The sequence below is a fragment of the bacterium genome (genome assembly GCA_004322275.1).
In the GTDB taxonomy this organism is placed as follows: Bacteria; Desulfobacterota; Deferrisomatia; order Deferrisomatales; family BM512; genus SCTA01.
The window spans coordinates 14174-38511 of sequence record SCTA01000008.1; the positions used below are offsets into that span (position 1 = coordinate 14174).

The 24338-nt window shown below is 58.2% G+C and carries 20 protein-coding genes and 1 pseudogene; 12 read left to right on the forward strand and 9 right to left on the reverse strand.

Going from position 1 to position 24338, the window contains the following annotated elements:
- Window positions 1–204: 204 nt before the first annotated feature.
- From EPN96_02955 to EPN96_02965, 3 genes are all read left to right on the forward strand, one after another.
- Window positions 205–1479: a S41 family peptidase gene (locus EPN96_02955; protein TAL18089.1), complete on the forward strand. Its 1275-nt coding sequence runs from the start codon at window positions 205–207 to the stop codon at window positions 1477–1479.
- Complete coding sequence (locus EPN96_02960) at window positions 1476–2540, forward strand: divergent polysaccharide deacetylase family protein (GenBank protein TAL18090.1); 1065 nt, start codon at window positions 1476–1478, stop codon at window positions 2538–2540. The genes EPN96_02955 and EPN96_02960 overlap by 4 nt, the downstream gene beginning before the upstream one ends.
- A gap of 167 nt (window positions 2541–2707) precedes the next feature.
- Window positions 2708–3976: a serine--tRNA ligase gene (locus EPN96_02965; protein ID TAL18091.1), complete on the forward strand. Its 1269-nt coding sequence runs from the start codon at window positions 2708–2710 to the stop codon at window positions 3974–3976.
- A 207-nt stretch (window positions 3977–4183) separates the two neighbouring features.
- Here EPN96_02965 and EPN96_02970 read toward each other — a convergent pair whose 3' ends face one another.
- The 5 genes from EPN96_02970 to EPN96_02990 form a co-directional block, all read right to left on the reverse strand.
- Window positions 4184–4930, reverse strand: coding sequence for a hypothetical protein (locus EPN96_02970; GenBank protein ID TAL18092.1), 747 nt, complete (start codon window positions 4928–4930; stop codon window positions 4184–4186).
- On the reverse strand, window positions 4914–5444 hold the full coding sequence (locus EPN96_02975; protein TAL18093.1) for a hypothetical protein: 531 nt from the start codon (window positions 5442–5444) through the stop codon (window positions 4914–4916). Before EPN96_02975 ends, EPN96_02970 begins: the two co-directional genes overlap by 17 nt.
- Window positions 5445–5948: 504 nt before the next feature.
- Window positions 5949–7199: a hypothetical protein gene (locus EPN96_02980; protein TAL18094.1), complete on the reverse strand. Its 1251-nt coding sequence runs from the start codon at window positions 7197–7199 to the stop codon at window positions 5949–5951.
- Window positions 7200–7316: 117 nt separating this feature from the next.
- Entirely contained in the window at window positions 7317–8477 is a 1161-nt protein-coding gene (locus EPN96_02985; protein ID TAL18095.1) for an HD domain-containing protein, read from the reverse strand.
- Between the two features lie 214 nt (window positions 8478–8691).
- Window positions 8692–10206 (reverse strand): tetratricopeptide repeat protein, encoded by a 1515-nt coding sequence (locus EPN96_02990; protein ID TAL18096.1) that lies wholly within the window; start codon window positions 10204–10206, stop codon window positions 8692–8694.
- A gap of 193 nt (window positions 10207–10399) precedes the next feature.
- Between EPN96_02990 and EPN96_02995 the strand changes: the two genes are divergently transcribed.
- The 4 genes and pseudogenes from EPN96_02995 (at window position 10400) to EPN96_03010 (ending at window position 15028) form a co-directional block, all read left to right on the forward strand.
- Window positions 10400–12982, forward strand: a complete 2583-nt coding sequence (locus tag EPN96_02995) for a leucine--tRNA ligase (protein ID TAL18097.1) — start codon at window positions 10400–10402, stop codon at window positions 12980–12982.
- Window positions 12979–13470: a hypothetical protein gene (locus tag EPN96_03000; protein ID TAL18098.1), complete on the forward strand. Its 492-nt coding sequence runs from the start codon at window positions 12979–12981 to the stop codon at window positions 13468–13470. Before EPN96_02995 ends, EPN96_03000 begins: the two co-directional genes overlap by 4 nt.
- The gene (holA, locus tag EPN96_03005; GenBank protein ID TAL18099.1) at window positions 13335–14426 is read left to right on the forward strand and encodes a DNA polymerase III subunit delta; all 1092 of its coding nucleotides are present in this window, start codon (window positions 13335–13337) and stop codon (window positions 14424–14426) included. Before EPN96_03000 ends, holA begins: the two co-directional genes overlap by 136 nt.
- A 440-nt stretch (window positions 14427–14866) precedes the next feature.
- Window positions 14867–15028 (forward strand): annotated as a pseudogene (locus EPN96_03010) (transposase).
- A 712-nt stretch (window positions 15029–15740) separates the two neighbouring features.
- Here the strand turns inward: EPN96_03010 and EPN96_03015 are convergent.
- Both EPN96_03015 and rsmI read right to left on the reverse strand, forming a co-directional pair.
- Window positions 15741–16406, reverse strand: a complete 666-nt coding sequence (locus tag EPN96_03015; GenBank protein ID TAL18100.1) for a hypothetical protein — start codon at window positions 16404–16406, stop codon at window positions 15741–15743.
- Window positions 16407–16496: 90 nt separating this feature from the next.
- Window positions 16497–17363: a 16S rRNA (cytidine(1402)-2'-O)-methyltransferase gene (gene rsmI / locus EPN96_03020; protein TAL18101.1), complete on the reverse strand. Its 867-nt coding sequence runs from the start codon at window positions 17361–17363 to the stop codon at window positions 16497–16499.
- Window positions 17364–17617: 254 nt separating this feature from the next.
- Between rsmI and EPN96_03025 the strand changes: the two genes are divergently transcribed.
- From EPN96_03025 to EPN96_03045, 5 genes are all read left to right on the forward strand, one after another.
- Window positions 17618–19147, forward strand: coding sequence for an ATP-binding protein (locus tag EPN96_03025; protein ID TAL18102.1), 1530 nt, complete (start codon window positions 17618–17620; stop codon window positions 19145–19147).
- Window positions 19148–19216: 69 nt separating this feature from the next.
- On the forward strand, window positions 19217–19585 hold the full coding sequence (locus EPN96_03030) for a hypothetical protein (protein ID TAL18103.1): 369 nt from the start codon (window positions 19217–19219) through the stop codon (window positions 19583–19585).
- Window positions 19586–19591: 6 nt separating this feature from the next.
- The gene (locus EPN96_03035; protein TAL18104.1) at window positions 19592–20317 is read left to right on the forward strand and encodes a TIGR00730 family Rossman fold protein; all 726 of its coding nucleotides are present in this window, start codon (window positions 19592–19594) and stop codon (window positions 20315–20317) included.
- A 16-nt stretch (window positions 20318–20333) separates the two neighbouring features.
- Window positions 20334–22283 carry a transketolase gene (locus EPN96_03040; protein ID TAL18105.1) on the forward strand — a complete coding sequence of 650 codons (1950 nt, stop codon included), beginning with the start codon at window positions 20334–20336 and terminating at the stop codon, window positions 22281–22283.
- 10 nt (window positions 22284–22293) lie between these two features.
- Window positions 22294–22827, forward strand: a complete 534-nt coding sequence (locus EPN96_03045) for an HDIG domain-containing protein (protein ID TAL18106.1) — start codon at window positions 22294–22296, stop codon at window positions 22825–22827.
- A gap of 74 nt (window positions 22828–22901) precedes the next feature.
- Here EPN96_03045 and EPN96_03050 read toward each other — a convergent pair whose 3' ends face one another.
- Both EPN96_03050 and EPN96_03055 read right to left on the reverse strand, forming a co-directional pair.
- Entirely contained in the window at window positions 22902–23450 is a 549-nt protein-coding gene (locus EPN96_03050) for a TlpA family protein disulfide reductase (protein ID TAL18107.1), read from the reverse strand.
- A gap of 85 nt (window positions 23451–23535) precedes the next feature.
- A complete protein-coding gene (locus EPN96_03055; protein TAL18108.1) occupies window positions 23536–24132 on the reverse strand; it encodes a TlpA family protein disulfide reductase in 597 nt (198 codons plus the stop codon).
- Window positions 24133–24338 lie beyond the last annotated feature (206 nt).

A 24338-nucleotide genomic window follows, 5' to 3' on the forward strand; every position in this document is an offset into this window, starting at 1 on the left:
GGCGGTGTCGTTTCTCGGGCGCGGGTCTTGGCGTATAAACGATACTGCCTGCGACCGCGCGCCCTGCGGACTCCTTGCCCTTCACCGAAATAGATTGCCGGAAGAATAATCTTCCCATTGCTGACATCGTTTAACTCGGTCCTATAGCGTCGTCTCGGTCAACCAGTTGAACGATGATTTCTTACGGAAAGAGAAAACCTCAAATTGTCCGGTTCCCGTAAAAAGTTTTTCTTAATCCTCCTCGTTCCCGCTCTCGGAGCCGCCCTAGCGGGCGGCGCTTCGCTGGCGGGCTCAACCGCGTTTCGCCAGAAGCCGCCGATGGAGATGCCGTCGGGACCGCCGCTTGGCCTTGAGCTTATCGACGAGGTGATGGAGATAGCCCGGAGCCAGTACGTAACCGAGCCCGACAGAGGCAAGATGGTGCGCGACGCGCTGGCGGGAATGGTCGGCGGGCTCGACCCCTATTCCGCCTACCTGACCCCGGAACTTCTGGACGAGGAGGAGGGGTGGATAGATGGCTCCTTCGTGGGCATAGGCATAGAGGTCGCGCCGGAGGGAAGGGGCATCACCATAATCACCCCGATAGAAGGCGGTTCCGCCAGGAAGGCGGGAATACTGGCCGGTGACGTTATCGAGGAGATAAACGGCGACCCGGTGGCCGAAATGTCTTACGACGAGGCTATGGTGAAGCTCCGGGGGCCGGAGGACACCAGAATCGATCTGGGCATCCGGCGGGGCGAGGAAGAAAAGCTCAGAAACTACAAGCTCGCCCGCGTGAAGATAAACCTGAGGAGCGTCTACCTCGAAAGCGCCGGAGGAGTTGACATTATCCGCCTTACCTCCTTCCAGCGCACGACCGTCGAAGAGTTCACGAAAGCGATTGACGAGCTGCGCGAAAAAGGCGGGCTGAAGGGGCTGGTTCTGGATCTTCGGGACAATCCGGGCGGGCTGGTCGATCAGGCAGTCAAGGTGGCCGATATCTTCCTGAAAGAGGGAACCATAGTCTCCACAAAGGGAAGGGTCGAGCGGGAAAACGCCCTCTACGTCGCGAGGCGGGAGGGGAGCGAGCCTGACTGGCCGCTTGCGGTAATCATAAACAGGGGGTCGGCGTCGGCGGCGGAGATACTCGCGGGAGCGCTCAAAGACAGGGGAAGGGGGCTGGTCACCGGGGAGAAGAGCTTCGGAAAAGGCAGCGTCCAGTCGATAATCGACCTCTCCGACGGCAGCGCCCTCCGGCTCACCACGGCCCACTATTTCACCCCTTCGGGAACCTCCATCCACAAGAACGGCATTCCACCCGACGTTGTAGCCCAGTGGCAAAGGGGCGGCGAGGACGCTCCGGGGGACTCCTCCGAAAGTTTTGAGGGCGCGGGGAATTTCAAGGGCTACGACCTTGAAGGCGACCCCCAGCTTAAAACCGCCGTGACTCTCCTTCTGGAAGGGCGCTGCCCCACCTTTGAAACGGCCTGGGTACAATGAAAACGGGAAAGAAAAAGAAGGGCGGGGCAAGGCCGAAAAAGCGAAGGGGCGGAAGGTTCCTGAAATTCCTGCTTTTCCTCGCGCTCGCCGGAGCCGCGCTCTACTTTTCCTCCGGCTACCTTAAAGGTCTCTACGTCTCCGCTCTTCAGCGCGACGTGGAGGATATAGTGGGGACCCTTACCGACGACGGGATACTGCTTGACGTTGGCGACGAGAAGGCGGCCGGGGAGATTGTGGACGGCCTGAAATCCATTCAGCGCCGCTCCTTCGGGCTGATGAAGGTGAGGACGGGCAAGCCCCGGCCAAACCGCGTCTCGGGCTTTATCGAGTTCGGCAAGAGTTCCTACGGCTTTTCGATAATCATCGAGGGGAAGAGAGTTTACGAGGGAAAGCCGAAACTCGCGGTAATCATCGATGATATGGGCGGCAGTTTCGAGCGCGATAAAAAGTTCTTCGACCTCGGAATACCCGTCACTCCGTCTGTCCTGCCCTTTCTCAGGAGCAGCGAGGCCACGGCGAAGCTGGCGGCGCAGAAGGGGCGGCCCTTCCTCCTCCACATGCCGATGGAGCCAAATCCCAAAACCGAGGCGAACCCCGGCGAGGGAGCGATTCTAAAGGGAATGGGGGAGCAAAAGACCCGCGAGCTTGTCGGCGCGGCGCTCTTGTCCGTAAGGGGCGCGGCGGGGGTGAACAACCACATGGGCAGCAGGGCCACGGAAGACGAGCAGGTCATGGACTACCTTATGAGCGAGCTTTCCGTGCGGGGGCTTTTCTTCGTGGACAGCCTCACCACGGGGGGAAGCGCCGGGGCGAGGTCGGCGAAGCGCTACGGAGTTCCCTTCTCCAAGCGGGACGTTTTTCTGGACAACTCGCAGGAGGAAGAGGCGATAGGCGAGAAGATAGAAGAGGCGGTGGACATCGCCCTCCGGACCGGCAGCGCCATAGCCATCGGCCATTCCCACGATTCCACCCTCGAAGCCCTGCGCAGGTGGACCCCGATGATAAAGAGCGCAGGCGTAGAAGTGGTAACGGTAGACCGGCTTGTAAAGGCAGATAATTAGGAGGTTGTTTAAAACGACAGCCGAAATCCTTGACTGTAAAAACCTCTTTCCTATATACCATTTGCGGCTCCCTGTTTGCCTTTCCACCAAAAAAACAATCAGGGCTGCTTGAAAAACGTCGCTCGCAGCAGTTTTTTGAGCAGCCTCTCAAAGGCGGAGAATTCACCATGCTTCCCATAAAACTGATCAAAAGCGAACCCGAAAAACTTCGCAAGGCGCTCAAGGACCGCAATAACGATTTCGACCTCGACGGCCTTCTGGCGCTCGACGCCGAGAGAAGGGACATACTCGGCGAGCTGGAAACCCTCCGCAACCGCCGCAACGTGGTATCCAGAGAGGTCGGCAGGATTAAAAAAGAGGGCGGCGACGCGGCGGCCCTTCTTGAAGAGATGAAGGGCGTAGGCGAGAGGTCGAAGGCGCTTGAGGAGCGGCTCAGGGAGGTCGAACCCCTCGTCAGCGACGCCATCGAGAGGATTCCAAACATCCCCCACGTCAGCGTCCCCGCCGGGGCCGACGAGAGCTGCAACGCCGTCGCCCGCTTCTGGGGCGAGCCGGGGAAGTTCTCCTTCGAGCCGAGGCCCCACTGGGAAATAGGCGAGGGTCTCGGGATACTAGACTTCGAGCGAGCCGCGAAGATTACCGGGGCGCGGTTCGTGGTGATGAAGGGGCTCGGGGCGCGCATGGAGCGGGCGCTGATAAGCTTCATGCTCGATCTGCACACCCGGGAGCACGGCTACACCGAGATGCTGCCGCCCTTCATGTGCAACTCGAAGGCGATGCGCGGCACCGGGCAGCTTCCGAAGTTCGAGGAAGACCTCTTCAAGCTCCGCGACACCGACTATTACCTCGTTCCCACCGCCGAAGTCCCCGTGACCAACTACCACATGGACGAGGTGCTCGACGAGGCGCAGCTAACGCTCAAGTACACCGCCTACACCCCCTGCTTCCGCGCCGAGGCCGGCGCGGCGGGGCGCGACACCCGGGGTATGATACGCCAGCACCAGTTCGACAAGGTCGAGCTGGTCAAGTTCTCCCACCCGGACAATTCCTACGCCGAACTGGAAAACCTCACCGCCAACGCCGAAGAGGTCTTGAAGAGGCTCGGGCTTCCCTACCGCGTCGTCGCCCTCTGCACCGGCGATCTCGGCTTCTCCTCCGCAAAGACCTACGACATAGAGGTCTGGCTCCCCAGCCAGAACACCTACCGCGAAATCTCCTCCTGCTCCAACTTCGAGGATTTTCAGGCGAGGCGGGCCAACATCCGCTACCGCCCCAAGGGCGGCACAGGGACGGAACTCGTCCACACACTCAACGGCTCAGGCCTGGCCGTGGGCCGTACCCTCGTCGCCATTCTCGAAAACTACCAGCAGGAGGACGGCAGCGTGATAGTCCCGGAGGTACTCCGGCCCTTTATGGGAGTGGACGTAATCAGGTAGACATGGCTTCGGCTTTTGCCGCGGGGCGAAGCCTGCCCTCGGAATCTTTTACCGGGGGTCGCTTCTCGCTCGCGCTCTTCGCCCGGCGGCAAAAATCCTGTGCCGTAGGTAGAAATAGTAAGTAGAGGGTTGGCTCGGCCCGTCGATACGATAAAATCTTGATTGTGTAATGTTATAGTTGCGGCGACCAGAAACCATAGAACATGGTTAATGTTGTATTGAGTCTGAGAGTAAATGCACCCCGAGGAGTCTTCGCACCGTTTTTTCGCGTTCTATCCCTATGCGTTTTTTAATATTATCATACCGACCAATATAAGATTTAATGAGCCCGTCTATTATAGGGTCTATATGTTCTATTGCTTGTCGATCTGTGCAAAATGAGTACTGGTTTCCCCATCCTTTAATAATATTGTTTACATGGTATAGGGTATCAACAAGTGTCGTACGGTTTATTGCTAAATTAGCAGGGTTCTTGCGCATATCAGCAATGCTATTATTGAATAGGTCGGTTACTGTTTTTACCATCCTAGCTCTTGATTCTCTTGATGGTGCGATAAGACCCGGTGCTATTTCGCAACCCAGAAAGCGAAACTTTTTACTTGTGGCCCCACACTCTGTTTTCGATCTATCATCAAGGCCATACGCCTCTAACCCGTGCCCTTGCAATATTTTAAGTGCTTTGTTGTATGCCTTATGTCCATCATCCTTACTTTTAGCAAGTATTATAAAATCATCGACATATCTAAGGCAGGCTACATTGTCTTTATTCATTTCTATGTCAAAATCATGAAGTAAGACATTACCCAAAAATGGAGACAAACAACATCCTTGAGCGACTCCAATTTCATTTATGGGAAAAAGGTTTGCATTTTTGCCAAGTTGGTCAAGATTAGACAATTCTGTAGTGATGGCGTGCTCTAAGAGCACCAAAAATTTTTCATCGTCCGGTAGTATTTTTTTTTAAAACTTCCAAAACGGTAGGCTTTGGAATCTTGCAAAAAAATGATTTTATATCGGAACGAATAAAATAGGATGCACCATCTTGGACATGACGGTAGGACGACAGAACAGCGTCCCTAGTTGATATTTTTTGATCTGGTATCTTTATACATCCAAAACTGGTTTTTACATCTATATACTTTTGTACTTCTTTCCTAGATTGCAAAACATCTAATATAGCTCTTTTAACAACCCTATCTCCAATTGTGCTTATTACTATTGGTCTAAGAGATTTTTCCCCAGGTTTTTTAATCGTAACCCCTTTTGAGGGGGAAAATTCATACTGATTTTTCCGTAGGTTATTAGAAATATCATTCAAATTTTTTATAAAATTTTGCTCGAATTTTTTGACATTCTCTTTTGTTTCTTTTGAAGAGCCTTGGCTAAGTCCGTTTTCACGGACTACCTTCCACGCTTCATAAAGTAAACTTTTATTCTTAATTTTTGTGTATAGAGGATTTTTAGACAAGAAGCACTCTCTGTGATACCGAGCCCTATCGATTAACTCACGGCTCAGCTGTTAGAAAGCTTCACCCTGAGGGGGTACCTACTTGAGGCACTTCCCACCCGAGGCTCGATTTCTGAGTCTCGGAGCATTCTCGATGTTGTGCGACGCGTTGCTGCGTCCCGCTCCATGAGGATGCCAGAATGACACTTGTCCTATAACATAATTTTGGATGGAATGTCAAGTATTGTGGTCGACCACATACCTACCCCCAAGATGTTGTAGAGCAGTGGCTTTGCCAAATGAAATATAAAGATGAAACTCACCTGCTTCGAGTGTTTAATCGCTCAACCACAACCTACGCTCGTATGACTTTTCTCCGCCGTCGGATATGACTCCCGGCGCGGTTTTCCGTTCCCGGCAAGGAATCCCGCAGCGAAAGGGCGAGCCAGTAGCAGCGCTACGGCGAGCCCTTGAGCGAGGACATGACGAAGCCGGGGGCGGAAAGGATGCGCCGGACTAGAAGGGTTACATCTCCCACGGATACTGGAAAAAGACGCTCGGCTGGAACCCTTCATGTCCCGTAGCCAAGTCCACCCTGTAGATAAGGCCCGAGCCGGTAACGAGGCGGATGCCGGTTCCGTAAGCGGAGCGGGAGATGTCCCAGAGGTCGCTCCGAAGGTCGGCGACGGAGCCTATCTCGTAGAAGAAGGCGATCTGGATCGCGGTGCGGATGTCCTTCATGATGAAGATGTTAAAAGGCGTCCGCTCGTCGGTGAGGTTCCAGCGAAGCTCGTTGCCTATGAACTCGGCGTGCGCGCCCCTGTAGCGCCCCTCGGGGTAGGCGCGGAGCCTGCCGTACCCTCCGAGGGCGGTCGCGGTTCCGAAGGTGTTTTCCGCCACGATGTTGTCGATGTACTGCTCGCACTCTTGCCTGTCGGAAAGGTCGGTTATCGAGCCGCAGTCAAGTCCCTGTTCGTCGGCGATTACGGCGGGATCGGTCTCTCCCTTGCTTATTACGTAGGCGTCGGAGCGAAAGTAGTTGAGCACCCAGGTGCTTCTCTTCCCCAGCGGCAGGTAGCCCGTAGCGTTGAAGTCGATGAAGTAAAAATCCGGCCCCGAGTCGCGCGGCGGATTGTGCCAGTAACTCGATTCCAGCCGCAGGCCCCTTCGCGGGTCGGTATAGTCGTCGGTGAGATCGACGCGAGCGCCGTAGATGGCCGTAGTGATGTGCTCCTTCGGGGTACCCTCGGCTTCTATTATTACGTCGCCGTCCCGGTCGCGCACGGCGCTGAGGCGGGTTGTTCCCGCGTAGTAGCCGAGGTAAACCTCGAACCTCCTGTCCGCGAAGGTCGCCGTCAGACGCGACCCCCCGAAGACGGAATCCCCCAGTTCCGCGAGCACGTAGTCGTTTTTTTCGGTATCCATTCCGCGCTTGGCGTAGGACTGGATAGTGGCGTTACTGAGGTGCGCCGCGCCGAGGTCCAGAATCAGGCGCTCTTTTACAAGCTCCACGCTGTTTATGCCTAGGGCTTCCCCGTCAACGTCTCCCGCGAAAAAGGTTCCCATAAGGTCGGTGGTCGAGCCCCCTACGTTGGTGGTGGCTCCCAGGACCCCGTAGCCGGAGCCTATTCCCGGCAGGTCGAAGACGTAGGGAAATATCGCGTAACCGGAATCGTTCGAGTACTGGAGCCGCCGCCTTTCGGGGTATATGCCGGGGTCGCAAAAGGCCGTCGAAGCCGTCAGGGCCAATAATACTCCGATAACCGCGTGTTTCATCAAGGCTCCGGGATTCAAACTTGCGAAAGAAGAAAAGACGGGCGGCAATCACATGATCGCCGGAATGAAGAGTAACGCCAGGGGGGAATTCACAAAAGACTTATTTTCGGCAGGCCGTCAACCGCACAGGACTCCCGCAGATTTCATTTCAACCTTGTCGAGGCTTAAATCTTCTTTCGCCGGAGGCTGGACGGCGCTCTGGAGCGCTGCCGGAACCGGGTCGTCCTGATGCTGTCCTATCCTTATCAGGTTGAAGGCTTTTTGCCGGGCCAAAAAAGCGTCGGCAATCCGTGGGTCGAAGGCGGTTCCCCTTCCTTTCGCGATGATGCCGATGGCTTCCTCGTGGCTCATGGACTTCTGGTAACAACGGTCCGAGGTGACCGAATCGTAAACGTCCGCCACGGAAACGATGCGGGCTGAAAGCGGAATATCCTCCCCCGCCAGCCCTCTCGGGTACCCGGAGCCGTCCCAGCGCTCGTGGTGGTTGAAGGCCACCTCCTTGCCCAGAGTGAGAAAGCTCCTCTCAGTGAGTTTGTTTTCGATGGCGCCGAGGGCTTCTCCCCCGAGGGTGGTGTGGATCTTTATCGCCTCGTACTCCTTCGGAGTCAGTTTGCCCGGCTTCTGGAGGATGGCGTCGGGGATGCCGACCTTGCCGATATCGTGGAGAATTGAGGAGAGGCAAAGGTCCTCCACGTAAACCGGGGTGATGTAAGAGCCGAAATCAGGGTGTTTCGTCAGCTCCTCGGCGAGCACCCTGCAATACTCCTGTATCCTGTCCAGATGTTTTCCCGTCTCCTCGTCGCGGAATTCGGCCAGTTTGGCGAGCCCCAGAATCGTCGCCGTGCGGGCGTGCTTGAGCTTTAGGAGCGAGTCGTAGAGCTCTCGGTTGAGTTCCTTTGTCTTGCTGTAGGAAGTTTTGAGCTTGTCGTGCTGGATGCCGACGAAAAATCCTACGATAAGAAGAAAGCTTCCCCATCCGATGAGATGCGCGAGAAGATAGGCGTTAGTCGGCGGAAGCACGAACTGGGCGGGGTATAGTATCGTATACAGCGCCACCAGAAGGACGCAGAAGAAAGCGCCGAGAACGGAAAAACGCAGGCCGACGTAGTAGCCCGCCAGCACCACCGGCAGGTAAAAGAAATTTATGAAGGCTACCTTGTTTGGGAGAAAGTAGGTGATGACCATTACCGAAAGCAGGGTTATGAGGACGAACAACTGCTCGAAGTTGCCGCGTATGTAGCGCTTGACTCTGGGGAAGTACCTTCTTTCGTAGCTCATCGGGCTTTCCCCCGGTTCGCTCCCGCGAAGGCACCGGCAAAACAAAAAGCGCGGTTCCCCGTTGCACCCGTTTCACATGACTTCTTCGCGATAGTTATCTTTGCCATACTTTAGACTATCGCCGTTTCCTCCGATGGCAACCTCGGCACCGGCAATGAGCGAAAAATCACCATGAGCCAACCGTTAAGCCGGACCGAGAGAGGTCCCTTCCGCCTCATCGCCCTGGCTTTTCCGCCCTTGCCCTCATCACCGTCGAGATCATGCTGCGCACGGCTGCGTTTTGCGGATTGGCGGCGAGCTCAAGCCGTAGCGCTTCGAGCGCCTCGTCGTATCTGCCGAGCTTGTAGAGGGCGTAGCCCCTGTTGTGATTCAGGGAAGGAAAGCGCGGCTCGACCTGCCTGAGACGGTCAAGCTGCGAAAGAGCCGTCGCCGGGTCGTTGCCGTAGAGGCTGGCCGTGGCGAGGCAGTTCAGCGCCAGCGCGTTTCTTCCTCCGTAAATTTCGTCGATATGACCGAAAAGAGTGTAGGTGTTCTTCCAGTAGCCCGTAAAAGTGACGCTGGCTACGGCGAGAACGGCGACAAGCGCCGCGCCCGGCAGGAGCAGGTTTTTCTCGCTGAGCCTCACCCTTCTTGCGAGGTGCGCGGTTCCCCACACAAAAGCAATCGCGAGGCCGATGTGGGGGAGGTAAGTGAACCGGTCGGAGAAGGACTGCATCCCCGCGGGCACTATCCCGCTGTTGGGAAAAAGCAACAGCAGAAACCAGAACCAGCCAAAGGCGCCTTCGGGTGCCCGCCGCCGGAACCTGAAAGCCAGGAAGGTGATCGCCACAAGAGAGGCGAAAGAGACGATCGCCGCAAGCGCTCCTGCCGAGGAGGTGGGGGTGTCGTACTGGAGAATCAAGTCATTGGGAAAGAAGGTTCTTCCGAGATATTTCCAGTACGCCGTCGCGGCGTTGGCCAGCCCGTAGGAAAACTGGTATTCATGCACCTTGGGGTTGTTTATCAGCTGGTTGTAGAGGGTGATTGCGACGAAAGAAAACGAGAGGGCGAAGAGCGGCGCCTTTTCAAGTAAAAGGGTTTTGAATCCCTGAAGTTTTTTCTTCCCATCCTCCGTGGTGAAGCGCCCCAGGGGCCAGAAATCGAGCAGCAGAAGCGCTACCGGCAGAACCACAAGAATCGGCTTTGAAAGAATTCCCAGAACAGCGGAGATGATCAGGGTGGCGTACCAGCCGGGGGTTTTTGTGCGCGTATAGAGAAGATACGACCAGAGCGCGAGGATGAAAAACAGCCCCGAAAGCACGTCCTTGCGCTCCGTCACCCAGGCCACGGATTCGACGCGGAGGGGATGCATCGCAAAGAGGGCCACGGCGAAAAAGCTCCTCCGCGTAGAGCCTGTGGCCGAGCGGAGGAAGAGAAAAAGGAGGATGACGCTGGCGAGGTAGAGGATTACGTTCGTCCGGTGGAACACTCCGGGCTCGGGGCCGAAGAAGCTTACGTCGGCCATGTACGACAGCCAGGTCAGGGGAATCCAGTGGCCGCCGTAACCGGAGGAGAAGGAGGTCTTTACGCTTTCCCATCTGAGCCCGCCGGTGACCAACGGGTTTTTGGTTATGTAAATATTGTCGTCCCAGGTGAGGAGCTCAAACCCCGTCGTCCGCCAGTAGACCGCCAGAACCAGCGCCGCCAGCAGAGCCGCGAATATCGCCGTCGAATGTTTTTTAAAGGTCATGGTTTCACCCGGTTATCGTGAGCGCCGACAAAGGCTTCACCGGACTTTAAAACATTTACCGGGCAACGTACAATCATTCCTCTCCGGTCCGTGATAACCGTAGCGAACCCCTTACCTTTCTTGCATGGATTTTTACCTTGTGCTACCGTCCGGCGGGTGGTTTTAATCCGCTTTCGTCAAGGAGTCATGGTCGATGGACCTTAGATATCATCCCGGAGAGATCGAGGTTAAGTGGCAGGAGAAGTGGGCGAGGGAGAAGACTTTCGCCGTCACCGAGGATCCTTCCTACCCCGAAGATAAAAGATATTACGTCCTCGAAATGTTTCCTTACCCCTCCGGCAAAATCCACATGGGCCACGTCCGCAATTACACCATCGGCGACGTGGTGGCGCGCTACAAGCACATGAAGGGCTTCAACGTCCTCCACCCGATGGGGTGGGACGCCTTCGGCATGCCCGCCGAGAACGCGGCGATAGAGCGCGGCATCCACCCCGCGAAGTGGACGCGGGAGAACATCGCCTACATGCGAAGCCAGCTAAAGCGCATGGGGTTTTCCTACGACTGGGACCGCGAGCTTGCCACCTGCGACCCGGAGTATTACAAGTGGGAGCAGTGGCTCTTCCTGAAAATGCTGGAAAAGGGCGTCGCCTACCGCAAGAAGACCTCGGTCAACTGGTGCGTGAAGTGCGCGACGGTGCTGGCCAACGAGCAGGTAGAGCAGGGAGAGTGCTGGCGCTGCTCGACTCCGGTAATTCAAAAAGAGCTTTCCGGCTGGTTTTTCCGCATAACGGACTATGCCGAGGAGTTGCTTGCGTGCATCGAGAAGCTGGGCGAGGGGTGGCCGGACAACGTGCTTGCCAGCCAGCGCAACTGGATTGGCAAATCCTGGGGCTCCGCCGTCAGCTTTCCCCTTGTGGGTCGCGAAGGGGCGATAGAAGTATTCACCACCCGCCCCGACACTCTCTACGGCGTCACCTTCATGAGCCTTGCAGCAGAGCATCCGCTGGTCGAGGAGCTTGTGAAGGGGACGGAGCGCGAGGCAGAGGTAATGGGGTTTGCGAACAGGGTGCGCAACGAAGACAAGATCAAGCGCGCCGCCGAGGATTACGAGAAAGAGGGCGTCTTCACCGGCGCTTACGTGACCAACTCTCTCACCGGGGACAAGGTTCCCGTCTACGTCGCCAACTTCGTGCTGATGGATTACGGCACCGGCGCGGTCATGGCCGTGCCCGCCCACGACCAGCGCGATTTCGAGTTCGCGAAAAAGTACGGCTTGCCTATTAAAATCGTCATCTCCCCGGCGGACTCCGTTCTCGACCCCGCGACGATGACGGCGGCCTTCGAGGACGACGGAATACTCGTAAACTCGGCGCAGTTTTCCACCATGAAAAACCGCGAGGCGATGGACGCCATAACGGCCTACCTCGCCGAGCAGAAGATGGGCAAGCGCACGGTGAACTACCGCATCCGCGACTGGGGTATCTCGCGCCAGCGTTACTGGGGCGCGCCGATACCGGTAATCCACTGCGAGAGCTGCGGCGTCGTGCCGGTCCCCGAGAGCGAGCTACCCGTCCGCCTGCCGGAAGACGTGGATTTCCCCGAGGGGCGCGTCCTGCCGCTGGCGGATATTCCCTCCTTCTGGAAGACGAAGTGCCCCAAGTGCGGGAAGGACGCTCGCCGCGAAACCGACACGATGGACACCTTCGTAGAGTCTTCCTGGTACTACACCCGCTACGCCTGCTCGGGCTTCGACGGCGGGATGGTAGACCGCCCCAAAGTCGATTACTGGCTCCCGGTGGACCAGTACATCGGCGGGGTAGAGCACGCCGTCCTCCACCTCCTCTACTCGCGCTTTTACACCAAGGTGATGCGCGATATGGGGCTCGTGAGCTTCGACGAGCCCTTCACCAACCTCCTCACGCAGGGAATGGTCTGCAAGGAGACGATGAAGTGCGCCGAACACGGCTGGCTCTTCCCCGAAGAGGCTTCCGCCGAGGGCAAGTGCATCAAGTGCGGCAGCCCGGTAGAGCGCGGGCGCACCGAGAAGATGAGCAAATCCAAAAAGAACGTCGTCGATCCCGAGGCCCTTATCCGCGATTACGGCGCGGACACCGCGCGTCTCTTCAGCCTCTTCGCGGCCCCGCCGGAAAAGGGTCTGGACTGGAGCGAGCAGGGAGTCGAAGGCGCGTCGAAGTTCCTCCGCAGGGTCTGGAGGATGGCGGCGGAAAACAGCGAGTGGCTCACGGCAACCGCCCCCTTCGCGGGCGGCGAGCTTTCGGGGAAAGCCCGCGAGGTGCGAAGAAAGACCCACGAGACGATAGTGCGCGTAACCTCCAACATCGAGGACCGCTTTCACTTCAACACGGCCATCTCCGCGATGATGGAGCTGGTCAACGAACTGGCGGACTTCCAGCCCGCCGACGATACGGCAAAATCCGTCTTCCGCGAGTCGATCGACACCCTCCTTACGCTGCTGAGCCCGATGGTCCCCCACTTCTCGGAAGAGTTGTGGTCTGGCCTCGGCAACAAGGCCCCCCTTCGCGACGCGAAGTGGCCCGTCGCGGACGAAAAGGCTCTGGTAAAGGATTCCGTGACGGTGGTGGTGCAGGTAAACGGCAAGGTGCGCGGCAGGGTCGAGGCGCCCGCCGGGGCAGGGGAGCAGGAGGTCACCGCCTCCGCGCTGGCCGACGACAACGTCAACCGCTTCCTCGAAGGTCTGACGGTGGTGAAATCCGTCTACATACCCGGAAGGCTCCTGAACATAGTCGTGAAATGAGAATTTTCATCATTCTGCTGACCGCGGCGGCGCTCCTTCTTCCGGCGGGCTGCGGCTACCGGCTGCTGGGGTCGGGGAAACCCGGCTGCGACGGGCTTTTGATGGGCTCGGTGGACGACCTGACAAGGGAGCCGCTCTTCGGCCCGCTTCTGCGCGCCTCCCTCTCCTCGGCGATGGTCGAGCGGGGCTGCGAGGGCGACGTGACTCTCGACGTCACCCTCAAGGGCTTCAAAAACGAAGCGAAGGCCTTCGTCGCCGGGGATTTCGCGAGGGAATACCTTCTCTCGGTCACCGCCGATTTCACCCTCCGGCGCGGAGAAAAGATTCTGGCGAAGGAAACCGGTATAGAAGCCTGGCGCGAGTACTACGCCGGAGAGGACGTGAACGCCACGAACGCCAACAAAGACAAGGCGCTCCGCGACCTGGCCGACACCGCCGCCGACAAGATAATCCGCCGGGCTTCCCTAGCGCTGGGGCTTGGGCGTTGAGTCCCTCGCCCGTTGTCTTCATCCACGGCGAGGAATCCTTTCTCGTAGACCGGGAACTCAGGTCGATAGAGGCCGCCTGCGGGATAACCTCGCAGGAGGACATGAACCGCCAGGTTTTCGACGCCTCCGAGAAGGACCCCGCCGAGATTATCTCCTCGGCCCGGACCATGCCCTTCCTGGGGACCGGGAAGCTCCTCATAGTCAAGAACGCGGGCAGCTTCACCGCCTCCCAGTGGGAGACCTTCACCCGCTACCTCGAACACCCCAACCCCTCGACCACGCTGGTTTTCATAATCGAGAAGGTGGACAAACGCCTCACCTTCTTCAAGACGCTGAAAAAATTATCAAGAGAGGTCGAATGCAAGCCCCCGGCGGATTCCGAACTTCCGGGGTGGACTTCGAGGATGGCGAAGGAAGCGGGGCTGGAGCTCGATTCGAGGGTCGCGCAGTCGCTCGTCATGCGCGTGGGTAACGACCTCCAGCTCCTTTGGCGCGAGATACTCAAGCTCCGCTCCTTCGCGGGCGACAAGCGCCTCACCGTGGAAGACGTGGAGCAACTCGTCGGGGAATCGCGGGGAACCACCGTTTTCGCCCTCACCGACGCCATCGGGGTGAGGGACCTCCGGGGCGCGATGGGAGCGCTCCGAAAGCTCCTCGAACTGGGCGAACCCCCGGTGCTCCTCCTCTACATGATAGCGAGAAACTTCAGGCTACTGGCCAAAGCCCGGCAGATTAAGGACGAGGGGAAACGGCTTTCGCCCGGAGAGGTTGCCTCGAAGATGGGCGCCGCGCCCTTCGTCGCCAGAAAGGCGATGGATCAGGCAGTCAATTGGCCAAGGGAGCAGATCGAGAAGGCTTTCAGGGCGCTTTTGCTGGCGGATGTGGAGTTGAAGAGCGGGGGAGACGAGGAAGTTGTGGAGAGACTGGTCATCGATCTTTGCGCCAAGAAACGCTGAAATATCCGGCGCATCCTTTCCTCCCCCGGCGTCGTCATGTCCTCGCTAGTGTCCAGTGCGGCTAGTCCCTACCGATTCGGACGCCGCTTCATCCCGAGCCGCGTTGTCGCTCATCGCCCGAAGAGAGCCTGCTATTCGGGCTCTTCGCTTCTAGCGGCTCGGGCGAATCGACGCCCTCATTGCCGGAAGCTACTAGCCGCACTGGACACTGTAGGCTCGCCCTCTCTCTGCGGGATTCCTCGCGGGGAACGGAAAACCGCGCCGCTAAATTCTAAAGACTGCCGGAAGGCGAAGGATAATTTTCCACGCCGCACCCGTCATAAAATTTACGGCGTCATTCCCGCGGATGCTAATGGGATGGTCGCCCCTTTCCTGAACGGCATCTAAGTGCCAAAGTGGTAGATGTGCATCACCACTTGAAAGAGAAAGGGGCGACCGGGATGAAGGTTACGACAATTGGCATTGATTTGGCAAAGAACGTTTTTCAGGTCCACGGGGTAGACGGCAGCGGCAAGACGGTTCTGAGAAAGCAGTTGAAGCGCGGCAAGGTGCTTGAATTCTTCGCGAATCTGCCGCCTTGCCTTGTCGGGATGGAGGCTTGCGGCAGGAGTCTGGGCGCTTCTGGCGTTTGGCAGGAGCTACGAAGCCGAATATCAAGCGGAAGCTGCATAAGGACGAAAACGGAAAACGAAGGAACTCCCAACGGTTGCGAAGGCGTTAGAGAAGTTGATGGCAAAAAGGTAAGACCAAGGGCGACCATATAGGGAATTCAGTGACTTTTGTGTGCTTCGCAGGTTTTACAGCTGGCGGGGCTTTGCGCGCCCCGCACCCGCGCCCCACTTTTTGTCGAGAAAGTGGGACAAAACTCGGCCCGGAAGGAGCCGCTCGCTCTACGAGCGACCGGTCGCTGCGGCGGGGGCATTGCGTTACCATCGGCCAGGGATGCTGCATTCGTGCCACGCTTCATCCCGAGCCGCGTTGTTGCTCATTGCCCGAAGAGAGCCAAAGCTATTCGGGCTCTTCGCTTCTAGCGGCTCGGGCGAATCGCGGCACTCTGTGACGACGCCTCCCTGCCGGATGGTAACGCTGGGACACCCGTTCGCTGCGCTCACTAAAACCCCCCCGCCGCCCTTTCCGCCTCCGCTCCCTGCGTCACCTACGGGCCACGAGGGGAGACGAAAAGAAGGCTCGCCGATAAGTGAAATTACATGAACTTATCGGCTCGAAGGTAGATTGTTTACAGCTATTGTTATTGTTTGGTGTCGCTACGCTCCACCCAACCACAGCTACAAGGCTCTTCCACGGTCTTCCGTCTTAGAAGACGTACCCGATGGTAAAAGCGTGAGCGACGAAAAAGGCTTTGCCCTCTTTATCCTTGAGGTAGTCGTAGTAGTAAGCCCAGGCAGGGATGAGTTTGTAGCGCAAGGTGATGGCTCTCCCCTCGCCCAGCCTGTACCTTGTGTCCGCGAAAAGGTCGAGGCCGATGATTTCGCCCGCGACCGATATTCTGTTACTGGGATCCGATTCGTCCTCTACATGGACGTTTCCCATGCCGACCAGCAGGCCTCCGCCCAGCGACTGCTCAAACCCCCTCGTTTTTAAACCGAAGCCGCCGCCGGTGAACCTTCGCGCCAAGTCGAGGGAAAGCGTAAAACCGCTTACGCGCGCCCACCCGGCGTCGGCGTGCAGGCTGCCCAGGTCGGTTATGAATGCTCCTCCGTCGTACAAAAACGACCCCCTCCAACCGATCACCGGGGCGGGGCCGAAAGCCGCACTCCCGCTTTCGGACCACCTTCCCTCCTTCTCGTTGTTGACGTAGGCGCTTTCTCTTCCCGAGGTAAACAGTTGTACGCCGCAGTATAACTCGTGCGTTTTCGCGATGACCTCCGCACGGGCGTTGGGAGAAAAAAGCAGGATGAGAACGATTAGGGTTCCAGAAAATCGCTTGGTCCGTGAACCCAGGATTCTTTCGTCGCTCATTAAGACCTCCCTTCTAGAACAGTATGGTCAGTTTGAGCGGAGTGAAAAACGACAAATTCACCTATATGAATTGCCGGATTTTCACGTCGTTCAATCTGGCCTACGTTTCTTTATCCCATTCAACCTTGAATATAGCTCTTTCACCGGGACGCCGAAGCGGGCGGAGAGTTCTTTGGCGGCGGCCTTGAGGGGTGCGCCGGAGGCGACGGCCTGTTCCATGGCGCTCTCCAGGGTTTCTTCTTCTTCGGCGGAGATTTCGCCGGTGTTTCCGCGCACTCCCCAGACTACTTCGCCGCGCACTCTGACGGGCCCCTGAAGCTTTTGGATTATTTCAGAAATCGGGCCGTAAAAGAACTCTTCGTATTCCTTGGTCATCTCGCGGCCGAGCGCTGCGGTGCGGTCGCCGAGGATTTCGAGGGCGTCTTCAAGGGTTTCGAGGATGCGGTGGGGGGATTCGTAGAAGACCTGCGTCTCTTCGCGCCCGTGAATCTTCTGAAAGAAGTTCCTCCGCTTGCCCCTGCGGTTGGGGGGGAAGCCGTGGAAGGTGAAGGCATCGGTGGGCAGGCCGGAGGCGGACAAAAAGGCGGTCAGCGCCGAGGGGCCGGGGACGGGGATTACCTTCAGCCCCGCCTCTCTGGCGAGGCGCACTACGTCGAAGCCGGGGTCGGAGATGCCGGGGGTTCCCGCGTCGCTGAGAAGGGCGATCTTTTCTCCCCTGCGAAGTCGTTCCACCAGCTCTTTGGCGCGCTCCTTTTCGTTCCAGTCGTGGTAGGAGACGAGGGTTTTTTTGAGCTTGTGGTGCGACAGCAGGCGGGCGGTGTTGCGGGTGTCTTCGGCGGCGATTACGTCCGCCTCGCCTATGATTTCCAGCGCGCGCAGGGTTATGTCCCCGGGGTTTCCGAGGGGCGTCGCTACCACTGCCAGAGTGCCTCTAGGGAAGATTTCATAGCTTTTCATGGATGGGAGGTTACCACATCGGAAGAAAAGAGTGAAAAGAAGGCTTTCCAATACGCTTCGGATTGCTGGAAAAACGTCGCGAGAACCCCGGTTTCGAGGAGACGCGGAGCAGACAGTAGCAGCGCTACGGCGAACCTTGAGCGAGCACGCGACGATGAAAACGGGGTTCGCAGCAGTTTTTCCCCATCCTCAACACTTGACCTTTATTTTTCTTTTAAGTAGGGTGACGGCGTTGGGAACGTAAAGGAGGGGGGATGCTTTCCAGTATTGTTTCCGGGGGCGTTCTGGGAGTAGAGGCCTACAGGGTTTTCGTGGAGGTGGACGTGGCGCGTGCGCTGCCCTCCTTTTCGGTTGTGGGTCTCCCGGACGGCGCTGTAAAAGAGAGCCGCGACAGGGTCCGTGCGGCGATAAAAAATTCCGGCTTCGCCTTCCCTCAGTACAGGGTGACGGTGAATCTGGCTCCGGCCGACGTGAAAAAAGAGGGGGCGGGGTTCGATCTCCCCATGGCCCTCGCTGTGCTGGCGGCCGACCCCGATTCGGGTTTTACCGCCGACCCGTCGGTGCTGGTCGTCGGCGAGCTTTCGCTCGACGGCGCGGTGAGGCCGGTGAGGGGAGTTCTGCCTCTGGCGGTAAGAGCCCTCGCGGACGGTCTCTCAGGTATAATGGTTCCGAGGGAGAACGTCGCCGAGGCCGCCGTCGTAAGGGGTCTGGAGGTATACCCGGCCGATTCGCTCTCCCAAGTTGTCGAGGGGCTGAAGACGAAGTCCCTTTCGCCGGTGCGCATCGACACAGGTTCGCTCTTTAAAAAGGCCTCCGTCCACTCTGAGGATTTCTCCGAGGTGAGGGGGCAGGCCCACGCCAAGCGCGCGCTTGAAATAGCGGCGGCGGGCGGCCACAATATGCTCATGGTGGGCCCTCCGGGGTCGGGCAAGACGATGCTGGCCAGAAGGATTCCGACGATTCTCCCCTCGATGACGTGGGAGGAGGCGGTCGAGACCTCAAGGATATACAGCGTCGCCGGGCTTCTCTCCGGCGAGATGCCGCTGATGGCGGCGCGGCCCTTCAGGTCTCCGCACCACAGCGTCTCCGACGCGGGGCTCATCGGCGGCGGGGCCAACCCGAGGCCTGGCGAGGCTACCCTTGCCCACAACGGCGTACTCTTTCTGGACGAGCTGCCGGAGTTCAAGCGCAACATTCTTGAGCTACTGCGCCAGCCCCTTGAAGACGGCACCGTAAATATAGTAAGAGCCGTAGGCGCGGTGACCTTCCCGGCGCGGTTCATGCTGGTGGGGGCGATGAACCCCTGCCCCTGCGGGTATCTCGGGGACGAAAAGCGCCACTGCTCCTGCCCGCCCTCGGCGGTGGAGCGGTACGCTTCGAGAATAAGCGGTCCCCTGCTCGACCGGTTCGACATCCGCGTGGAGGTCGGCGCGGTGAAATACCGCGAGATAGCCCACGAGGACGGTGCGGAGGAACCCTCCTCCGTGATACGGGAGAGGGTCGAGAGGGCCAGAGCGGTGCAGGCGAAGAGACTGGCCCCCCACGGCATCTACAGGAACGCCGAGATGGGCGCGACCCTGGTCCGCAGGATGGCCAAACCCGAGACAAGCGCCGGGGCGCTTCTCGAACACGCGATGGACCGTATGGGGATGTCGGCGAGGGCCTATTCGAGGACACTGAAGGTGGCCAGAACGATAGCCGACCTCGACGGAAGAGTTGAAATCAAAAGAACGGACGTGCTTGAGGCGCTCTCCCTGAGAGGCGCTTCTGGCGCAAGAAACTGAAACGGTAACATGGTATGCTGACAACCATAATTTCTGAACGCAACACCTGTCTTGCGCTTGAGGGATAAAATGGCCAAACGCAGGATTCTGCCCGGAATCGACGTAGTTTACGACGCAGAAGAGCTCTCTTTCCGCTGTGACGGAGAGCAGATCGAAGACATGGAATTCACCTGGGAGGACCTCAAGGACCCGGCGCTTCTGGCTGAAGTCGCCGAGGAACTTGCCGAGTATCTCGACGAGGATGCCCAGGACATCGACAACCCTGTGAGCCTCATAAAGTCTCGCTTAAAGCAGATAAGACGCTCGCAGACCGCCGACGAGACCACCGGAGAGGACGAAGAGCCTGTCCGCGACGTTGACGAGGAGGATGTCGAGTCCCACATAGCCGACGACGAGGACGAGGATGAGGACGAAGATGACAACGACGAGGACTACTAACCTCCCATGAATGACCGCGACAGGCTTCTGTCACACTTTGTCGAGCGCCGGGCCAGCCCCGACAGGCGCAGGGAAACCGAGTACCAGTACGCCATAGACGAACTCCGCAGGGGCGATACCTGGCGGATGTTCCGGATAATGGGCGAATTCGTCGATGGTTTCGAGAAACTCGCGGGCATGGAAGGCGCTGTGACCGTCTTCGGCAGCGCCCGCACGACAAAGAGATCCAAGTGGTACAAGAAGGCCCACGAGATGGGGGTCAAGCTGGCTCACGCGGGAGTCCCGGTTCTCACCGGCGGCGGACCCGGCACAATGGAGGCTGTCAACAGGGGAGCCTTCGAGGAAGGCGGTCTCTCGGTAGGGCTGAACATAGAGCTTCCGCACGAACAGCACCCGAACCCCTACCTGACGCGGACCATCACCTTCCGCTACTTCTTCATCCGGAAGGTAATGCTGGTGAAGTACTCCTGCGCCTTCGTCTGCTTTCCCGGCGGCTTCGGAACCCTTGACGAGTTCTTTGAATCGCTTACATTGATACAGACGCAGAAGATAGCGAAATTCCCAGTGATAGCGATCGGCAGCCACTACTGGAAGGGCCTTCTCTCGTGGATGGACAAGGGGCTGGTCAAGAAGGGGCTGATTGACGCCGAAGACCTTTCGGCCATAACGATAACCGACGATATCGACGAGGCGGTGGAGCTTATAAGACGGGTCTCCATTGCAACCGATTGATCTGGAGCGATAGAAGATGTTGATTGGCAAGGGATTCAAGGAAGAGGAACTTTCCGGCCACAACGTGCGGGAGATACGCAATCTCGCCCGCCAGGTGCGCACGGACATCCTCAAAATGGCCCAGCTCGCGGGCGGCTGGCCCGTCGGCGGCTCGCTGTCGGTGGTGGAGGCGCTCCTTACCATAATCACCGGCGCGGACATCGACCCCGCCGATGCCGACAACCCGAAGCGCGACCGTATCGTCGTCTCCCAGGAGCAGGCGGTTCCCGCCTATTACGCCGCGCTCGGCAGGATGGATTTTTTCGATCTGGACGACGCCATCGGGCTTTTCCGCAAGGCCGGCTCCATCTTCGAGGGAAGGCTTGAGCGCTCGGTTCCCGGCGTCGAATGGGGCGCTGCCCCTCCCGGGCAGGCTATCTCCGTAGCCTGCGGCCTCGCCCTCTCGGCGAGGTGGCAGGGCCACAAGCCCAACATCTTCGTCCTCATGAGCGACGAGGAGCAGCAAAGGGGCGAGATAGGCGAGGCGAGGCGGTTCGCCAAGAAGTACAGGCTCAACAACATCACCGCGGTGATCGACGCCAACAACGTGCAGGTCGCGGGCAAGACCTCCGAGGTAATGCCCCAGAACGTCAAGTATGAATACATCGCCGACGGCTGGGACGTAATCGAGATAAACGGCCACGACCCGGCGGAGCTTTATCAGGCCGTGCGGCGCGCCAGCCAGATACAATCCACCCCCGTCCTCGTGATAGCCAACACCACGATGGGCGCGGGCGTCTCCTTCATGGAAAACCAGCCCGAGTTCTATTCCAGGGGTCTTACCGAGGACGAATTCAACGAGGCCATACGCGAGTTAGGTGAATCCCCCGACCTCACCGAGGCCCGCGACTACAGGACGGCCTTCGGGGATTTCGATTTCGACATCTCCGCCCCGGAGCCGGAAGCCTGTACGATAGAGACCGGTTTCCCAAGGACCTACGCCGCCGGTTCCGTCCTTTCAAACATCGACGCCCTCGGGGCGGCCCTTGTTGACGTGGGAGAGGAAAGCTCGAAGGGAGGGCGCAGCGCCCTGGCCGTCTTCGACTGCGCCCACGGGACGCAGACCGGCCTTGTCCCCTTCGCCCAGAAATTTCACGACAGGTTCCTTCAGTGCGGCCTTTCCAACAGGGCCGCGGCCACCGTTGCCGCCGCGATGAGCATCGACGGGGTCTGCGCCCTGCTGACCGATTTCGGCATACACTCGATAGGGGAGGTCTACGGCCAGCTTCGGAACGCCGACCACAACCGGACCAGCCTCAAAATCGTGGCGACCCACCTGGGCCTCGACGCGGGCTCCGACGGCAAGGGTCTGCACTGCATCGACTACATAGGAATAATCTCCAATCTTTTCGGCTACAACCTCATCCTGCCCGCCGACCCGAACGAAACCGACCGCGCCTTGCGCTTCATGCTGGCGCAGCCGGGGAACTGGGTCCTGGGGATAAATTCCTCGACGGCAAAGATCATAACCGACACCGAGGGGAACCCGGTCTTCGCCGGAGCCTACGAGTTCAAGAACGGCGGAGTGGTGCAGGTGCGGCCGGGAGAGGGCGGGGTAATCCTCTCCACAGGCCACATGCTCCCCAGAGCTCTCAAGGTCTGGGAAACCCTCGACGGTGACGGAATGGCTCCCGAGTTGCTCCACATCCCCTGTCCGCTCTCCATAGACAGGGACTGCTGCGACGAGGAGCCGCTGCTTCGGGCGCTCCGGAAGGGCAGGGTGATAACCTACGAGGATCACAACGCCAACACCGGCCTTGGCGCGCGCGTGGCCAACGTAGTGGCGAGGCGCGGAATCTCCTGCAGGCTTCTGACGATGGGCGTAACCAGATATTCCCTCAGCGGAGACTCGCGTGAACTCTACCGGCTCGGCGGCCTCGACCCCGAAAGGGTCGCGGCGGCCTCGAAGAAGTTCCTGAAGCGTTGAGGAACCCCCCATGATCCCCGACAGGGCTCGCTGCCTCGAACTCATGGCCGAGGAGGGGATGCCGCCCCACATACGGGCGCACAGCGAGCAGGTGGCCAAAGTCGCCCTCGCAATAGGAAAGGCGCTCCAAAGCGCCGGTGAAACCGTCGATCTGGCGCTCATCGAAGCCGGTGCGCTCCTCCACGACATCCGCAAAATCCACTCCATAAACGACGGCGGCAATCACGCCCGTCAGGGCGCCGATTTCGTGACCTCAATCGGCTTTACCGAGCTTGCCCCCCTTGTCCTTCGCCACGTCAACCTCGGCGAGTGGGACCCCAAGGGCAGGGTGGACGAGGCTGAGATTATCAACTACGCGGACAAGAGAGTCCGCCACGAGGAGATAGTCAGCCTCGAAGAGCGGTTTGTCGATCTTCTGGAGCGCTACGGTGTCTGCGAGGGCTCCAGGACGCGGATACTCAGGCTTCGGGAGGAGATGGAGATGCTCGAAGCCAAGATTTTCGCGAACCTGCCTTTTAACCCCGAAGCGATCGCGGACCGGTAGGACAAGAGAAAACAGGCAACAAAAAAGGCTTTCCGCCGAAACGGAAAGCCTTTTGAATTTTAAGGGGGGAAGATTTACTTCAGCGCGGCCTCCACCTCTTTTTCGAGGGCTTCCTCGGTGGTATTTCCGACGTGGGCGAAAGAGACCTTGCCGTTCTTGCCTATAATGATAAGCGAGGGGGTGCCGCCCACGCCGTAGGCGTCGGCGGTGAGGTACGCGGCTCCTTCCACCTTCTCCCAGAGTACCTCGAAGCCGAAACCCTTCATGTTCATCAGGGCGTCCACGTTTTTCTTGCGCTTGGGGCCGTCGAGGTTGATGGTGTAAACGTCGAGGCCCTGCTCCTTGTACTTCTTGCCTATCTTGTCCACCAGGGGGAGCTCTTCCTGGCAAGGCCCGCAGAAGATCGACCAGAAGACCAGCATAACGGCTTTTTTGCCGAGCAGGTCCTGAAGGGATACGGAATTTCCTTTCAGGCTGTCGAGGGTGAAGAGGACGGGATCCGAATCCTTCTTGATGAGGTTTGCGGCTCCCTCTTCGGCGGTGACGGCAAGCGCCGAGGTTGCGGCGAAAATTAAAACCGCCGTCAGAGCGGCAAGCAGTCGAAGTGACCTTGAAAATTTCATCAAACCTTAACTCCTGAAAAAATTAAAGCACCCAAAAAAACGGCACGGCGCAAGGCTTCCAAAAGCCCCGCCGTCACCGGTCAGTCTACTTCCCGATGGCTTTTTTGATTACGTCTTCGATTGTCTTTTCGTCGCCGGGCTTGTAGCCGACGTGGTAGAAGAGGATCTTCTTGTCCTTGCCGATGATGATGGTGGTGGGAAGGACGCTTACGCTGTAGAGGCCGGCGACTTTCCGCTTTTTGTCCAGAATGATCTGGTACGGCAGGTCCGGGAACTGCTTCTTGACGAAATCCTGCACGCGCTTGGCGCCGAAACTGTCGAGGTCCACGCCGATCGTCACCAGGTCGTCCGGGAACTTTTTTTGGATTGCGGCAAGGTGAGGCATCTCCTGCACGCAGGAGACGCAGTAGATGGACCAGTAGTCCAGCATGATCACTTTTTTGCCCAGATAGTCGGAGAGGTTGAGTTCCCCTTCGTACAGGAGCTGTTCGGTGAAAGTCGGGGCCAGCGTACCTACTTTTTCACTCTCCGCAGCGACGCAGACGGAGATATTGACCAGCAGGAAGAAGGCTAAAACAAGCGGCATCACAATTACACGACGCACAGATCTCCTCCAAAAATAAAAGGTATCATCCCCATAATATACAGAGTGGCGCGGCCTAAATCCATAGAAGATTGACATTGCGCAAACTTATCCGCGTCCGGCGCAATTTGAATTTGACCTTTCTGCGGAAACGGCAGATATTTTGTATCAGCCGAAGGTTATTGTCAAACAAATCACGCGGGAGTTACTATCGGCATCGCATTCGGCAAACTTTACCCGCGCACTAAAAAATTATATTCCGGGATAATCCCATTTCCACGGCGGCTTTCGGTTAGCGGCGGTTT

What these genes read in the sequence shown, in the direction of transcription:
- EPN96_02960 (TAL18090.1), top strand. Translation starts at nt 1,476, where the DNA reads ATGAAAACGGGAAAGAAAAAGAAGGGCGGGGCAAGGCCGAAAAAGCGA.
- EPN96_02965 (TAL18091.1), top strand. Translation starts at nt 2,708, where the DNA reads ATGCTTCCCATAAAACTGATCAAAAGCGAACCCGAAAAACTTCGCAAG.
- EPN96_02980 (TAL18094.1), bottom strand. Translation starts at nt 7,199, where the DNA reads ATGAAACACGCGGTTATCGGAGTATTATTGGCCCTGACGGCTTCGACG.
- EPN96_02985 (TAL18095.1), bottom strand. Translation starts at nt 8,477, where the DNA reads ATGAGCTACGAAAGAAGGTACTTCCCCAGAGTCAAGCGCTACATACGC.
- EPN96_02990 (TAL18096.1), bottom strand. Translation starts at nt 10,206, where the DNA reads ATGACCTTTAAAAAACATTCGACGGCGATATTCGCGGCTCTGCTGGCG.
- EPN96_02995 (TAL18097.1), top strand. Translation starts at nt 10,400, where the DNA reads ATGGACCTTAGATATCATCCCGGAGAGATCGAGGTTAAGTGGCAGGAG.
- EPN96_03000 (TAL18098.1), top strand. Translation starts at nt 12,979, where the DNA reads ATGAGAATTTTCATCATTCTGCTGACCGCGGCGGCGCTCCTTCTTCCG.
- EPN96_03015 (TAL18100.1), bottom strand. Translation starts at nt 16,406, where the DNA reads ATGAGCGACGAAAGAATCCTGGGTTCACGGACCAAGCGATTTTCTGGA.
- rsmI (TAL18101.1), bottom strand. Translation starts at nt 17,363, where the DNA reads ATGAAAAGCTATGAAATCTTCCCTAGAGGCACTCTGGCAGTGGTAGCG.
- EPN96_03025 (TAL18102.1), top strand. Translation starts at nt 17,618, where the DNA reads ATGCTTTCCAGTATTGTTTCCGGGGGCGTTCTGGGAGTAGAGGCCTAC.
- EPN96_03030 (TAL18103.1), top strand. Translation starts at nt 19,217, where the DNA reads ATGGCCAAACGCAGGATTCTGCCCGGAATCGACGTAGTTTACGACGCA.
- EPN96_03035 (TAL18104.1), top strand. Translation starts at nt 19,592, where the DNA reads ATGAATGACCGCGACAGGCTTCTGTCACACTTTGTCGAGCGCCGGGCC.
- EPN96_03040 (TAL18105.1), top strand. Translation starts at nt 20,334, where the DNA reads ATGTTGATTGGCAAGGGATTCAAGGAAGAGGAACTTTCCGGCCACAAC.
- EPN96_03045 (TAL18106.1), top strand. Translation starts at nt 22,294, where the DNA reads ATGATCCCCGACAGGGCTCGCTGCCTCGAACTCATGGCCGAGGAGGGG.
- EPN96_03050 (TAL18107.1), bottom strand. Translation starts at nt 23,450, where the DNA reads ATGAAATTTTCAAGGTCACTTCGACTGCTTGCCGCTCTGACGGCGGTT.
- EPN96_03055 (TAL18108.1), bottom strand. Translation starts at nt 24,132, where the DNA reads ATGTCAATCTTCTATGGATTTAGGCCGCGCCACTCTGTATATTATGGG.